Genomic DNA, 14691 nt, shown 5'->3' with positions numbered 1-14691 from the left:
TTTCTCTAAGAAGCTCGATAATCACTTCAAAGTGTTTGATATGGTGTTCTTTTACGTCAATTATGGCTACGTCTAATGCCAGCATACTTTTTAGAACACCACCCATTTTAGTAATCACTGTTGTCTTTTTAGTGGAGCTAATTAAAAAGCCTCATACTATTTTGAGACGTGTAAAATGGATCGACCAAGGTAGTATTCAAATACAAAAAGGCCAAGTTGACTTAACGCTAGGTGATAAGTTACATAGCATATTTTTAGCAGATGTAAAAAAATATCAATGTCATAAATTTATTGGTAACAGGCCTTATGCTGAAGCTGTTAAAGTTATCATAAAAATGAAAGATAATTCTGAATTTTATTTTTATCAATCTACCAAACTTGATGCAGATATAGACGCTTTATTTGACATGGGCCACGTGATTGTGTCTGCATTACCAAATAGTTTTGAAAAAGTTAGTAGAGGTGCATGGTTACATACTAAAAAGACAACTTACTATGCAAATGTACTCACTGTATTACTTTTTATAGCTCTTGCAATTTGCTATAAGATATATGGTGGGATTGGTATTGCATTTGCATTGTTACCCATTGCGATTATGCCTCGTTTAATGCTTTTCGTACTGAAATCTGAAAACAACTTAAACACAGATATTTTTTATACTAATAAAGAAAAATAGTTTTTGAAAGCATTAATTTTTCCTGACATACTCATATTGAATGAGTACGCCAGGAAATATATATAAACTATCTATAAGTTAATCGATTTTTAAAACCCTACAAATTCGGATTTAACCACTTCTCAGCAGTCTTCATATCCCAACCTTTACGCTCAGCATAGTTCTCTAACTGATCGGTACTGATTTTACCGACGTTAAAGTATTCACTATCAGGATGTGAGTAATAGAAGCCGCTGACCGATGACGCTGGCCACATCGCATAGCTCTCGGTCAAGATAGTACCGATAGCGTCGCCGGTACCAATCCACTCAAATAGCTTACCTTTTTCGGTATGTTCAGGGCAGGCAGGGTAGCCAGGTGCTGGGCGGATACCGACGTATTTTTCCTTGATCATCTCATCATTGCTAAGCGACTCAGTCGGTTGATAGCCCCAATAATCCTTACGAATCAGCTCATGCAGATGCTCAGCAAAGGCTTCGGCTAAGCGATCAGATAACGCCTGCGCCATAATGGCATTATAGTCGTCACCCGCTTCTTTATACTTCTCAGCGAGCGCTTCCGTACCAACGATCGAGACGGTAAAGCCACCTAGATAATCAGTATGCGTGTCTGATGGCGAGATAAAGTCGGCCAAGCTAAAGTTTGGCTTACCGCTGGCTTTGTCGCTTTGCTGACGTAGATGCTCAAACTGATAGGTTGGGTTGCCACCTTGCTGTGGGTCATTGTCATAAACCGTCACGGTATCGTCACCAGTCCGTCGAGCTGGCATGAGCTTAAACACACCTTTTGCGACGATTAATTTTTCATCGATCATTTTTTGTAGCATGTCTTCTGCGTTACCAAACAAATCACGAGCGGCTTCGCCAACCACATCATCTTGCAATATTTTTGGGTATTTTCCCGCCAGCCCCCAAGAGATAAAGAACGGCGTCCAGTCGATATAAGGCAGTATATTGGTGATGGGATAATCATTAAGGATGACTTGTCCTAGTTTATTCGGCACAGGCGGCACATAGTTGTCCCAGTCGTACTGAAAACCAAGGTCAATAGATTTAGCATAAGATATTTTGGCAGCTTTTGGCTGACGTTTGGCGAGGCGCTCACGTACCTTGATATATTCTGCGCGCGTCTCGTCGATAAGACCTTGACGGTTCTCTTTCGACAGCAGTTTCGTCACTACGCCTACTGAGCGTGAAGCATCCGACACATAAATGACGCCATTGTTTTGATATTGTGGTTCGACTTTGACAGCGGTATGCGCTTTAGAGGTTGTGGCACCGCCAATCATCAGCGGTAACGTTATGCCGCGCTCTTGCATTTGCTTGGCGACATAGACCATTTCCTCAAGGCTTGGGGTAATCAAACCTGATAAGCCGATGATATCGACTTCCTCAGCAATCGCGGTATCGAGAATTTTTTCACAAGGCACCATCACGCCCAAATCGAGGATGTCATAACCATTACAGCCAAGTACCACACCGACGATGTTTTTACCGATATCGTGGACGTCGCCTTTGACCGTCGCCATGAGTATTTTACCTTTCTTTTCGCCTTCGACTTTTTCCGCTTCGATATACGGGTTTAGCCAAGCTACAGATTGCTTCATCACGCGCGCGGATTTCACCACTTGCGGTAAAAACATTTTACCGGCACCAAATAAGTCGCCAACGATGTTCATTCCATCCATTAATGGCCCTTCGATGACTTCTAGCGGTTTTGGGTATTTCTCCCATGCTTCTTTGGTATCAGCGTCGATAAAGGTGGTAATACCTTTTACTAAGGCATGGGCAATACGCTCTTCGACCGTGCCTTCGCGCCAGCTCATATCGACGGTGCTGTCTTTTTTCTTCCCACCATCTTGATAGCTTTCGGCGATGGTCATCAGCCGTTCGGTGGCGTCTTGGCCGGTTTCGCCTTGGTTGCGATTGAGCATCACATCTTCGATGGCGTCGCGTGCTTCTTTTGGAATATCGTCATAAATCTCTAACATAGAAGGATTGACGATACCCATGGTTAAGCCGTTTTGAATCGCATGAAATAGGAATACTGAGTTGATCGCTTCACGAATCGGGTTGCCACGGAAACTAAATGACACGTTAGACACACCGCCCGAGACCATAGCATTTGGCAAGTTATCCGTGATCCATTTAGTGGCGTTGATAAAGTCGGCGCCGTAATTATTATGCTCAGTAATACCGGTGGCGACCGCAAAGATATTCGGGTCAAAAATAATGTCTTCGGATGGGAAACCCACTTCATTGACCAACACGTCATAGCTACGCTTACAAATCTGAGTTTTGCGCTCAAAGGTGTCGGCTTGCCCGTCTTCATCAAAGGCCATAACGATAACCGCTGCACCGTAGCGCATGCATAACTTGGCGCGCTCGACGAACTCAGCTTTACCTTCTTTTAAAGAGATGGAGTTGACAATCGATTTACCTTGAATGCGTTTCAAACCTTCTTCGATAATGTCCCATTTCGACGAGTCCAGCATCAACGGCACACGGCTAATATCCGGCTCGCCCGATACCAAGTTGACGAAATGAATCATCGCCTGTTTGGAGTCGAGCATACCTTCGTCCATGTTGATATCGACGATTTGTGCGCCACCTTCGACTTGGTCACGGGCGACATCGAGCGCTTCGGTGTAGGCTTCGGTTTTAATCAAACGTAGGAATTTTTTAGAACCCGTAACGTTGGTACGCTCACCAACGTTGACAAATAAACTGTCGTCGTTGATGGTAAACGGCTCAAGTCCAGATAAACGGCAGGCAGGTGCTATTTCTGGAATGACGCGCGGTGGGTAATTGGCCACCATATTAGCGATTTGGCGAATATGCTCAGGTGTGGTACCACAACAGCCGCCGACAATATTTAAGATGCCCGCTTTGGCAAAGCCTTCTAACAGCGCAGTGGTTTCCTCAGCCGTTTCATCGTATTCGCCAAATTCATTGGGCAGACCAGCATTCGGGTGCGCGGAGACATAAGTATTGGCGATATTTGATAACGTTTGGATATGTGGGCGCAGCGCATCGGCACCGAGCGCGCAGTTAAAACCAACGGTTAATGGTTTGGCATGGCGAATTGAGTTATAAAAGGCCTCAGCCGTTTGACCTGATAACGTACGACCAGAGGCATCGGTAATCGTCCCTGAAATCATAATTGGTAGCTCAAAGCCGATATCGTCGAACACGCCGGTTATGGCAAATATTGCCGCTTTGGCATTGAGCGTATCAAAGATAGTCTCAATCAAGATGATATCGACGCCACCTTCCATCAATGCCAGTGTTGACTCACGATAATTCAGCACCAATTCATCAAAGGTAATATTACGAAAGGCAGGGTCATTGACATCAGGAGACAATGAGCAAGTACGCGACGTTGGACCAATAACCCCAGCGACGAAACGTGGTTTTTCAGGATTCTTCGCAGTGAATTCATCAGCAGCAGCGCGTGCAATTTGCGCGGCAGTTTTATTCAGCTCAGGCACCAGATATTGCATATCATAGTCAGCCATCGACAGACGTGTACCGTTAAAGCTGTTGGTCTCGATGATATCCGCACCGGCCTCGAGGTGCGCCAAATGAATCTCTTTAATCATGTGCGGCTGAGATAGCACGAGCAGATCATTATTACCGCGTACGTCTTGCTCAATATCGGCGAAGCGCTCACCGCGATAGTCTGCTTCTTCCAGCTTATAGTTTTGAATATGAGTGCCCATCGCCCCATCTAACATCAAAATCCGTTTGGCCATCTGCTCAGTGATACGCGCGCGCGCGGTCAGTTGCTGTGCTTTATAAGGAAACACGGCAGGGGGAGTCAGTATAAAGCTATCCGCTGCATTGGATGAAGGGGCATTGCTGTCCGCGGGAGAGGAGGTCGGTGAAGTTGTGGTCTTTTGAGTCATAGGAGCGCTGCTTATATCGTCAATTTTATAAAAGGAAGGAATAACAAATGGATGCAAAAAACAGGGTAAAATAATTATAAGAGAAAATGAAAGTTATGATAAAAAAATAGGCAAATTCGCATTATTCTAGCATGAAAAATATGTCGTACGCGGGAGAGTAATTATTCCTCTTTAGCAATACAGCATATAAGGCGCTTGTTTGTTGAATGCTAAACGATGACAGTGAGTTTTATTGCCTACAATGAATTCTATTGCATAAAACGGATGGGTACAAATGAATATCATTTCCATCAAGGATTACATAAAGCTTTGTTTTTATGGATTGATTTCAAGTTTACTGTAAAAAGTTAGACAAAATTTACACCGATGCTACAAAAAATAGCCTAAAGGCGAATTGATAAACATGGTTTATATGTTAATTTAATTTCAGAAGGATTAATGTTTCGTAAGTAGTACTTACTAGTTGAATGCTAATATTCATCATAAACACTAAGTCATAAAAAGACACGTCATAAAAAGACATGTCGTAAAAAGACACTGAGTCATAAAGACTGATGTGAGTGCTTGCTCTAGGGAAAGTCAATCTAACTTGCAAGACGGTAATACCGTAGTCAATAGATACTTAATCATTAAGGATAATGTTATGAAACTCATTAAAATTGCTACCATCGGTACACTTGCTATTTCAATCGCTGGCTTAAGCGCCTGTAATAATATGATGCCAGCCAAAACCGCGGCGATGAAAGCACCCACGCAAAGCCAGCCGATGGCAAATATGAACGTGGTACAAATCGCCCAAAGCAATGCTGATTTTTCGTTGCTTGCTGAAGCGGTCGTTGCAGCAGATTTAGCAGACGCTTTATCGGATACCAGTGCGAGCTATACCGTACTGGCCCCAACCAATGCAGCATTCGTTAAAGTATTACAAGAAACAGGCATGACCAAGGCAGAGCTATTTGCCAATAAGCCATTACTTACCAAAATATTGACTTATCATGTCATCAAAGGTAATACGCCAGTTTATCAAAAGCATGTAAGACCCGGTAATTACACCATGTTCAGTACTGATACACTGATGATTACGCCACAAGGTAGGTTAAAAGATGAAAATGGTCGTCTAACCAATATCCTCAAGACCGATATCGCGGCCAGTAACGGCGTCGTCCATGTTATTGATAGAGTGCTACTCCCTAAATAAGCATTGAGCTAAGTTGAGCTAAAATGTATCTCGTTATTTTTTATCAGTTAGCTAGGGCATGTCCTCAATCTAAACGATAATACCTAAATGGGCTAAAAATGGCTAAATTTTGCCAAACATCGTCAAATAGTTGGTTAATATCCCGATATTATCTGCACTATTTTCCTTGTTTAACTGCAATTTAACTCATTTTTATCACCATTTTTAAAATGAGGACACGCCCTAGTATATTAAATCCACTATAAAATAAATACAGTGCTACTGGGATGAATTTTGCGTAGCCTCTGGGAATGCAGCACGCAAGGAAGATATATACCAGTAGCACGCTGTAATAAATGTACTATTTTTATTTAAGACTAACTATATCAGTACCAGCTGCCTTTATGACGTTATTGAGCTCATTCAATGTTCAATAAGCCATGATAAACAAAAGATATCTGTCAATGCGGTAAGGGTTAATATACAAGCTAACAATGGCGCCGTATACGTGATTGATACAGTGTTGCTACCTAAGTAAGCATCAATTCAAAATTAATCAGTTAATATTGTAGTTATTGATATAACACATTCCTCGTTTGGTTCGACTCATTAGTCTACTGTTATATTTTTAAGTTAAGAAAAAGTTAGTTAAGAAAAACTATTTACTAAGCTTATCATTTACTATTTATAAGGAAATATCCATGTTAAAGAAGAATTTATTATCTATTGCCATCGTTACCGCCGCTATGTCATTGGCAGCCTGTAACGATACCGACACCGTGGCTGAACCAACTGAGCCGGATGTCACTACCGAAGAAGTAGTTGTTGAACCTGAGGTTGAGACAGATCCAATGGTTGAAGCAGAACCTATGGATATGGATGAAACCGATGTTGCTGGCACACAAACCATTGGTGAAATGGCAGCGGGCAATGAGAATCTAACCATCCTGACAGCTGCATTACAGGCTGCTGGACTGGATTCAATGTTGATGGCTGATGACAAGTACACCGTATTTGCACCAACTGACGATGCCTTTGCTGCGCTATTAACCAAGCTAGATATTACTAAAGAAGAGCTATTGGCTGATGAAGCAACGCTGAAAAGTGTACTGCCATACCATGTTGTTCCTATGGTAGTAAAAGCGGCTGATATCCCTTATGGTGATAAAATTGAAACCGCAAACGGTCAGTCATTTACTATTAGCGAAGACAATGTGATTACCGATGCAAGTGGTAACACGGCTAATATCATTGACACGGATATGATGGCAACCAATGGTGTGGTACATGTAATCGATACCGTACTATTACCAGAGTAAGCTCAATCAGTTTTCTATAACGTATTAATACTATTTAAGAAGCCCAGCCATTGCGCTGGGCTTTTTTTATCTATCAATTTTACTGTGCCCAAACTATGAAAGAATAGAGTTGTGCAAATAAGAAAGCCCGAGACGATGGTCTCGGGCTTGTTATTTTTAAGAAGTATTATTAGATAGTGACCATTTTCAAGAGCGTTATTTATGCTCTTTATGTAGTGGGTCTTGGGCTGCCATTCTTTGTTGCTCTTTTAAATGGCGCTCTTCCCAATAAGGCGCGTTTTTGATACCGAATTTTGTAGGATCAAAACTATAGCGTGCGACACCTGCTTTACGCTGTGCTTCATAGTCTTTTAGCATCGTAAGCGTTGGGCGAGCCACAATGAAGATGACCAAGATACCAACGATGTTCAACCAAGCCATCAAGCCCACACCGATGTCGCCGATAGCCCAGATGTAACCAGCTGAGTTTAGACCACCGTAGGCAACCATCGCCATGATTAAGACTTTGACTAAGAATAGACCTGTTTTATTAGCCTTACGACTGATAAAGCGAGTCAGGTAAGCCACGTTCACTTCAGCAATGTAGTAGTAAGCCAAAATAGTGGTGAAAGCAAAGAAGAATACAGCGACTGCAATAAAGGTATTACCAAAATTACCATATACCGATTCCATCGCCATTTGGGTAAAGGCAGGGGCGTTGATCTCAGTAGTAGCGGCTATATTCTGTACGACGAACTGACCGTCTGGCAACGTACCCTGAATGTTGTACATACCAGTAGATAGAATCATAAAGGCAGTAGCAGAACAAACCAGTAACGTATCGACGTAGACTGAGAAAGCCTGTACTAAACCCTGCTGTGATGGATGCTCAACTTCGGCAGCCGCCGCAGCGTGAGGACCAGTACCCTGTCCGGCTTCGTTAGAGTAAATACCCCGTTTGACACCCCAACCAATAGCAGCACCAAAACCTGCTTGAGCGGTAAAGGCATCACCAATGATCATACCGAATACTTCTGGGATCAAACTGACGTTGGTGAACATGATAATTAAGGCTAAAATGATATAACCTAGTGCCATAAAAGGAACGGCGTATTCAGTAAAGGTTGCAATACGCTTAATACCACCAAAGATGATGATACCTAATACGACTAGAATGATAGCCAGTGCGACTAGACGCATAGAGCCAACTTCTAGGGCTCCGATGTTCATAACCGTACCTTCACCCATGACTTGAGCAAAAGCATTGATAACGCCGTTAGCCTGTACGCCTGGTAAGAACATACCACAAGCTAAAATAGAGGAAATTGCGAAAAGGATACCGTACCACTTTTGACCCAGAGCGCGCTCAAAGTAGTAAGCGGGACCACCACGATATTCGCCAGTAACCACATCTTTTTCTTTATAAATCTGTGCTAGCGTTGCTTCGACATAAGCGGTAGAAGCCCCTAAAAAGGCAACCACCCACATCCAAAACACGGCACCTGGGCCACCAAAACCGATAGCAGCAGCAACGCCTGCGATGTTACCCATACCCACACGTCCCGCTAGAGAGACGGCAAGTGCCTGAAACGATGAAATACCATCAGTACTGGACTTACCAGTAAATAGTAGTTTGATCATTTCACCAAAAAGACGCACTTGTACAAAGCGCGTCATAATAGAATAAAATAGGCCAGCGCCCAAGCATAAGTAAACTAATGCGGGGCTCCAAATAATTCCATTTACTAAGTTAACTAAACCTTCCATATTTATATTCCTAGTACTGTCTCAAAGTGGCGCTATATGCTAGGAGCAAGCTAACTGGTTAACTTACTTATTTAAGTTAAGCAGTTAAATTGTCTACACCGACTTAATCCATTTCAGTTAAAAAGTATGCCAATTAAGTCTCATACACGCTATAAGCTGTATCGATTCAAGACATGCTGGTGTGGTAAATTAAGCTTGTTGAGCTCGTATTTAACCGCTTGATGGTGTTTTTATAAGGAAACCAACAGCGTGTTAGTACTAATCAAGCTCTAATTCCACTACCAAATGTATTCAAACCGTACGGCTACGTAACTGCAATTTGCCATATTTTTGTACCAATTACTAGAAATTTCTTTATATAGCGGCAGATATATTCATATTAAGTTGAATAGAGCAAAAAATAAGGAATGAGATAAGGTTAGAGTGTTTGAGCGATAACGACAATAAATCGAGTGTGACATTCGTACCGAGCGTTGGTTAAGCACGCTTTGCGGTTGTTTTTTAGTAACGATCAATTGTAAAAGTAGGGTTATAGCCCCATTATTGTCAGGATATCTCGTGGGTCATGTCTTATAGGCTATAATGCTCTATTCTCATATCCAGTAGTATAATTAAGCGGCATAATTGGTATGCTAATCTAAGTTATATGAAATATTGAGTTATATAAAACATGTAGACGGATATGAGTCTTCGAGAAGTTTTAAAAAATATTAAAAAACGGGTTACTAGGTATTTGTTATTTATCATTATTAGGAGAAACAACGATGACGCGTCAATCCATTGTAAAACCTATGTTGCTTGCAGCAGTATTAGCGACTTCTACCGTTGGCCTAAGTGGCTGCGGCTATAATAACCTTCAATCACAAGACGAGCAGGTGACGGCGTCGTGGTCAGAAGTGGTCAACCAATATCAGCGCCGCTCTGACCTAGTGCCAAACTTGGTCAAAGTGGTACAGCAATACGCGGAGCAGGAACAAGAAGTCTTTACCCAAGTCGCTGCTGCTCGCTCACAGGCTGGCGGTATTACGGTGACACCAGAACTTCTTAACGACCCAGAAGCGATGGAGCGTTATGCTGCCGCGCAAGAACAGATGACTGGTGCGTTATCGCGCTTAATGGCAGTGTCTGAGCGTTATCCTGATCTAAAATCAGACGCCTTGTTCCAAGATTTACAAGCCCAGCTTGAAGGTACTGAAAACCGTATCGCAGTCGCGCGTAATCGTTATATCCAAGAAGTGCAAGGCTATAACACGACCGTTCGCCAGTTCCCAACCAATATCACTGCAAAAGTATTTGGCATGGATACCAAGCCAAACTTTAGTGTGGCGAATGAAACAGAAATCTCTACTGCACCAAGTGTTGATTTTGGCGACTCTACAGAGGCGACTGCTGAGTAGCGTGTCGCAGATGAAGGTAAAAGTCAGGTAATGGTTGCTGCTCTATATTAAGTTATCCATGAACATGGTTATTTTTGTCGTATGATGTCATGCGATAAGGGTAGAGTCAGCACCCATTAATTTAGTACAGATGTCACTCGAGGTGGTATAGATTAGATGAATAATTCAAAAACTCTCTTATCAGTATTATTATTCACGCTAAGTCTCGGTAGCGCCTCTGTGTTGCATGCTGCGCCTAATGGCGATGCTATTAGTAATGCCAATACCAATACTAATAACAGTACGGTAGCTGTAGATAGCGCCTCAAACACACAAAATCGTAGTGTGGAAGATTTGGTGGCTATTTCTAAAGCAGCCGAGTCCAACGACGCCATCAATGACGCGGTATTGGGTAACGAAGCTATTAATGACGCCATACTCGGCAACGATGCTATCAATCCTAATGCGGCCAATGCTGAAGCGAGCTCTGAAGCCACGGCAACAGCGCAACCACCTGTTCGGTCAAGTGCTGAAGGTGTCGATGCCGATAAGCTCATATTAAATAACCCTGTCGTTGATCAAGCGAATATCTTAAACCCGCAAGAAAAACAACGCTTAGAGGCGCAGTTGCATGCTATTTACCAGCAGGGCTTGGCTCAAGCAGCCGTGGTCATCGTACCGACGACCAATGGCATGCCAATATTTGACTATGCCTTACAAGTGGCTGAAAAATGGCAGTTGGGTAATAAAGATATCGATGATGGTTTGTTGATGGTCGTTGCTGTCAATGACCGTGATATGTATATTTTAACGGGGTACGGCTTAGAGGGCGTGTTACCAGATTCTGCCGTCAACCGTATTATTCGTGAGGATATTACCCCGTCGTTTAAACAAAACAATTATGGCGCTGGGGTACTGGCAGGCATTGATGCGCTTAAAGCACGTCTGACTGCTGATCCTGAGGTATTGGCCCGTGCAGATGCACAAGCTGCTGAACGCAGCGCTCAACAGGGTTCGGACGAGATGCCGTCGCCTATTTTCTTATTTATCATGGCGATGATATTTGGTAGCTTTATCACTAGTATTTTCGGTCGTGTATTTGGTTCTATCCTTACCGCTGGTGGTTTTTTTGCTGGCTCGCTAGCTCTCGGCGGCGGCTTTTTTATGACCGTAATTATGGCAATATTTTTATGGTTGTTCTTAATTTCACGCGGTGGTGGTGGCAAAGGTGGATCTGGTGGCGGTCGAGGCGGTGGCGGCATGGTCTTCTTACCGGGCATGGGTGGCGGTAGTAGTGGCGGCGGAGGTTTCGGCGGTGGCGGCTTTGGTGGCGGCGGCGGAGGTTTTGGTGGCGGCGGTGCTGGCGGATCGTGGTAGATGCGCGATAAAAACAACCACTCAATGACCACCAGCAATGGCGTATTTAAGGAAGTAATATAATGTCAGAAAACAACGCTTCAAAACCCAGTGTTGCCCGCTGGTGGCGTCAGGTCTTATTTATCCCTGTACTACAGAGTAAGTGGCTGACAGCAGAGGCCAAAGCGCGTCTGACAGACGAGGTAACACGTGCGGAGCGTGGGCATCGCGGTGAGGTTTTTTTAATTGTAGAAAATAACTTGCCTATTCAAGACGCTTATTATATTGGCTGCCGCGACCGTGCGATTGACTTATTCAGTGAGTATCGAGTGTGGGATACCGAAGAGAACACGGGTGTCTTGGTCTACGTCAATATTTGCGAGCATCAGTTAGAGATTGTGGCTGATCGAGGTATTAGTAGGCACGTCAGCCCAACTGTTTGGCACGCCATGTGCGAAAAAGCGGTATCCGGCATTGCCAATCAAAAAACAGAAGAGAGTTTGGCTGAGTTGTTAGATGAAGTCGGGCAAGTGCTGCGCCAGTATTATCATCTCGAACAAGACCCAGCAGGCAATGAGTTGTCAGATACAGTGGTGTTTCTGAAGTAGCGTTGTACACCTTTAAAACGTTGTATTCTTTTAAAGCGTTGTACTCTTTTAAAATCGGATTGACTATACCAAAATTATGTCTCTGTACCTTCTTTCTTTCTATAAAAAATATCAAAGCGATGTCTGGACTACTATGATTGATCTAATAAAGAAACTACCAAAAGCGGAGCTGCATTTACATATTGAGGGCTCATTAGAGCCTGAGCTTATGTTTAGGCTGGCCAAAAAAAATAACATAGAAATTCCCTATAAAGACATAGAAGATGTACGCAATGCTTATAACTTCACCAATCTGCAAACCTTTTTAGATATCTATTATGCGGGTGCAAACGTCTTGATTACTCAAGATGATTTTTATGATTTGACCTGGGAATATATCCTTAAGTGTGTCGAAGACAATGTCATTCATACCGAGATATTCTTTGACCCGCAAACGCATACGGCAAGAGGGATTGCTTTTGAAACCGTGATTACTGGTATCAAAGAGGCGTTGGCTGATGCTAAAGAAAAGTACGGCATTACTTCTTGCATTATCATGTGCTTTCTGCGGCATTTATCGCAACAAGAAGCATTTGAGACGTTAGACGAGGCGCTAAAATTTAAAGACGATATTATTGGTGTTGGTCTTGATTCTGCAGAATTGGGCAATCCTCCTTCGAAGTTTAAAGAGGTCTTTAAACAGGCAAAAGAAGCAGGTTTTAAATTGGTCGCCCATGCTGGCGAAGAAGCTGACTTTACTTATATTTACGAAGCCCTAGATTTACTAGAAATTAATAGAATCGATCATGGCGTGCAATCTATAAAAAGCGAGGCGCTGATGCAACGCTTAAAAGACGAGCAAATGCCGCTGACAGTTTGTCCAAACTCAAACATCGAGTTAAAGGTATTTGAAGATTATAAACAACACAATATCAAAGAGTTGTTGGACTATGGCTTAAATGTCAGTGTCAATTCTGATGATCCTGCATACTTTAAAGGTTATATGAATCAAAACTTTATAAATATATGCGAAAGCTTGCCACTGACAGAAGACGATATCATCACGTTGGTGAAAAACTCTTTTAGATCTTCATTCATCAGTGATGAGTTAAAAAAGGAATATTTAGAAAGAGTTGATTTGGCTTTATAATAGGGGCTGTATAGAAGACAATGCAGTGATTTTTTGCATCAGCAAAGGCATAATAATACCGGCTTTTTCTGCTAAGGTGATATCCACGATAGTATTTGGCGTGGGATTTGGGTTTATCTCAATGATGATGGCGCCATTTTTTTTTGCTAATTGTGCCAGTCCAGCAGCAGGATAAACGAGGCTTGATGTACCGATACTGATAAATACCTCGCAATTTGCCGCCGCTTCTTCTGCCGTCTGCCACGCTTGTACTGGTAATGCTTCCCCAAACCAAACAATATCAGGACGAATATAACCGCCGCAGTGTTGGCAGGTAATTAAATCCTCATCAAAAACCATGTCATTTTTGCTATTCGCTAAACGATTTGAATGGTTTTCATAAGTCGTATCACATTGGCTGCAACGATTCTGCCAAAGATTGCCATGTAAATGGGTCACGGTGCTGCCAGCTTGCTCATGTAAATCATCAACATTTTGGGTAATAAGCGTCAATTGCTGATGGTTGTTTGCTGCATGTTGCTGCCATTGCGCTAAGGCAATATGGGCTGGATTTGGTGTTTTATCCGCGACCAACTGTCTACGCCATTGATACCATGACCACACCAGTTTTGGATCGCGAGCGAAAGCATCAGGTGTGGCCAAGTCTTCAGCCGCATAGTTTTCCCATAAACCCGTTTGCTTATCTCGAAACGTTGGTATGCCGCTTTCTGCGGAAACGCCTGCGCCAGTCAAAATACAAATATGCTTTTTGTCTGCCAATATTTTGGCAGCACGTTGTACTTCTGCTATTAACGCTGGTGATAATTCTGCTAACATAAGCTAACCCTTGTTAATAATGGATATATCTTCTAATGATAGACGGAATTTGGTGGCTTGTCATATTGATAGCGGTCGTTGTTGGACTATGGTTTTTTGCAAAATCGCGCGCGCCCAATCACGCTGATAAGCGAGATATAAAATCGAAAAATAAAAAAACACCGGTAAATGATGCGCTACAAAAAACAGCAGAGGTGATTAAGCAGCACCTTCCTGACTATCGAGTAAAGCGTAAAGCCCATCATTTACTGATTATTAAGAAAAATAAAAAAATTGCGATGATTACTATTGATAAAAAGCTTGCTATAGGGCAGCGCCGTTTGGGTGAAGTGCCGGTGATTAATTATCATCATGTGCCTAGCCGCACCCAGTTGGCTGGCAATCTGCAGGAAGCAGAGTAGGTTATAGCAGTAGCACGTGGTTATTAACATATCGATTTTATTTTGAACTGACTATAAGATTAATAAGTAAAGATAGTTGCCATTTTCTTAGGGGCTGTATAGAATTCAAATCAGCGGCAGCCAGATAAAGACACAAGCGAGAATTACGGCAGCCTCATAGCTGGCTTTAAGCTTATCAT

General features: G+C 42.7%; 12 protein-coding genes. 9 read left to right on the top strand and 3 right to left on the bottom strand.

The window, feature by feature from the left end; genetic code table 11:
- Positions 1-677: hypothetical protein (locus EI161_RS10035; RefSeq protein ID WP_225735330.1), on the top strand; the 677-nt coding region annotated here is incomplete at its 5' end.
- A gap of 97 nt (positions 678-774) precedes the next feature.
- Here EI161_RS10035 and metH read toward each other — a convergent pair.
- The gene (gene metH / locus EI161_RS10030) at positions 775-4584 is read right to left on the bottom strand and encodes a methionine synthase (protein ID WP_192529499.1); all 3810 of its coding nucleotides are present in this window, start codon (positions 4582-4584) and stop codon (positions 775-777) included.
- 643 nt (positions 4585-5227) lie between these two features.
- Here metH and EI161_RS10025 point away from each other — a divergent pair.
- The 3 genes from EI161_RS10025 to EI161_RS10015 all read left to right on the top strand — a co-directional run bounded on the left by EI161_RS10025 (position 5228) and on the right by EI161_RS10015 (position 7080).
- The gene (locus EI161_RS10025; RefSeq protein ID WP_192529498.1) at positions 5228-5782 is read left to right on the top strand and encodes a fasciclin domain-containing protein; all 555 of its coding nucleotides are present in this window, start codon (positions 5228-5230) and stop codon (positions 5780-5782) included.
- Positions 5783-6113: 331 nt separating this feature from the next.
- Entirely contained in the window at positions 6114-6299 is a 186-nt protein-coding gene (locus EI161_RS15105) for a fasciclin domain-containing protein (RefSeq protein WP_192529501.1), read from the top strand.
- A gap of 163 nt (positions 6300-6462) precedes the next feature.
- Positions 6463-7080: a fasciclin domain-containing protein gene (locus EI161_RS10015; protein ID WP_192529497.1), complete on the top strand. Its 618-nt coding sequence runs from the start codon at positions 6463-6465 to the stop codon at positions 7078-7080.
- 195 nt (positions 7081-7275) lie between these two features.
- Here the strand turns inward: EI161_RS10015 and EI161_RS10010 are convergent, their stop codons facing one another.
- A complete protein-coding gene (locus EI161_RS10010; protein ID WP_192529496.1) occupies positions 7276-8826 on the bottom strand; it encodes an alanine/glycine:cation symporter family protein in 1551 nt (516 codons plus the stop codon).
- Positions 8827-9590: 764 nt separating this feature from the next.
- On the opposite strand from EI161_RS10010, the gene EI161_RS10005 reads away from it, so the two are divergent.
- From EI161_RS10005 to EI161_RS09990, 4 genes are all read left to right on the top strand, one after another.
- Positions 9591-10223, top strand: coding sequence for a LemA family protein (locus EI161_RS10005; protein WP_192522891.1), 633 nt, complete (start codon positions 9591-9593; stop codon positions 10221-10223).
- Positions 10224-10379: 156 nt separating this feature from the next.
- Positions 10380-11579 carry a TPM domain-containing protein gene (locus EI161_RS10000; RefSeq protein WP_192529495.1) on the top strand — a complete coding sequence of 400 codons (1200 nt, stop codon included), beginning with the start codon at positions 10380-10382 and terminating at the stop codon, positions 11577-11579.
- Positions 11580-11641: 62 nt separating this feature from the next.
- The gene (locus EI161_RS09995) at positions 11642-12166 is read left to right on the top strand and encodes a TPM domain-containing protein (protein ID WP_192529494.1); all 525 of its coding nucleotides are present in this window, start codon (positions 11642-11644) and stop codon (positions 12164-12166) included.
- Positions 12167-12299: 133 nt separating this feature from the next.
- Positions 12300-13295, top strand: a complete 996-nt coding sequence (locus EI161_RS09990; protein ID WP_192522888.1) for an adenosine deaminase — start codon at positions 12300-12302, stop codon at positions 13293-13295.
- Here EI161_RS09990 and EI161_RS09985 read toward each other — a convergent pair.
- Entirely contained in the window at positions 13290-14111 is an 822-nt protein-coding gene (locus tag EI161_RS09985) for an SIR2 family NAD-dependent protein deacylase (RefSeq protein ID WP_192529493.1), read from the bottom strand. The genes EI161_RS09990 and EI161_RS09985 overlap by 6 nt on opposite strands.
- Positions 14112-14146: 35 nt before the next feature.
- Here EI161_RS09985 and EI161_RS09980 point away from each other — a divergent pair, with 35 nt between their 5' ends.
- Complete coding sequence (locus EI161_RS09980; protein WP_192529492.1) at positions 14147-14512, top strand: hypothetical protein; 366 nt, start codon at positions 14147-14149, stop codon at positions 14510-14512.
- Positions 14513-14691 lie beyond the last annotated feature (179 nt).

Source organism: Psychrobacter sp. FME5 (genome assembly GCF_014861375.1).
Lineage (GTDB): Bacteria > Pseudomonadota > Gammaproteobacteria > Pseudomonadales > Moraxellaceae > Psychrobacter.
Note: the sequence above shows the minus strand (reverse complement) of the source record. Positions and strands in the feature narration are given on the sequence as shown.

Excerpts from the sequence above, each read along its gene's own strand:
- metH (WP_192529499.1), bottom strand. The coding sequence starts at position 4,584 with ATGACTCAAAAGACCACAACTTCACCGACCTCCTCTCCCGCGGACAGC.
- EI161_RS10025 (WP_192529498.1), top strand. The coding sequence starts at position 5,228 with ATGAAACTCATTAAAATTGCTACCATCGGTACACTTGCTATTTCAATC.
- EI161_RS10015 (WP_192529497.1), top strand. The coding sequence starts at position 6,463 with ATGTTAAAGAAGAATTTATTATCTATTGCCATCGTTACCGCCGCTATG.
- EI161_RS10010 (WP_192529496.1), bottom strand. The coding sequence starts at position 8,826 with ATGGAAGGTTTAGTTAACTTAGTAAATGGAATTATTTGGAGCCCCGCA.
- EI161_RS10005 (WP_192522891.1), top strand. The coding sequence starts at position 9,591 with ATGACGCGTCAATCCATTGTAAAACCTATGTTGCTTGCAGCAGTATTA.
- EI161_RS10000 (WP_192529495.1), top strand. The coding sequence starts at position 10,380 with ATGAATAATTCAAAAACTCTCTTATCAGTATTATTATTCACGCTAAGT.
- EI161_RS09995 (WP_192529494.1), top strand. The coding sequence starts at position 11,642 with ATGTCAGAAAACAACGCTTCAAAACCCAGTGTTGCCCGCTGGTGGCGT.
- EI161_RS09990 (WP_192522888.1), top strand. The coding sequence starts at position 12,300 with ATGATTGATCTAATAAAGAAACTACCAAAAGCGGAGCTGCATTTACAT.
- EI161_RS09985 (WP_192529493.1), bottom strand. The coding sequence starts at position 14,111 with ATGTTAGCAGAATTATCACCAGCGTTAATAGCAGAAGTACAACGTGCT.
- EI161_RS09980 (WP_192529492.1), top strand. The coding sequence starts at position 14,147 with ATGATAGACGGAATTTGGTGGCTTGTCATATTGATAGCGGTCGTTGTT.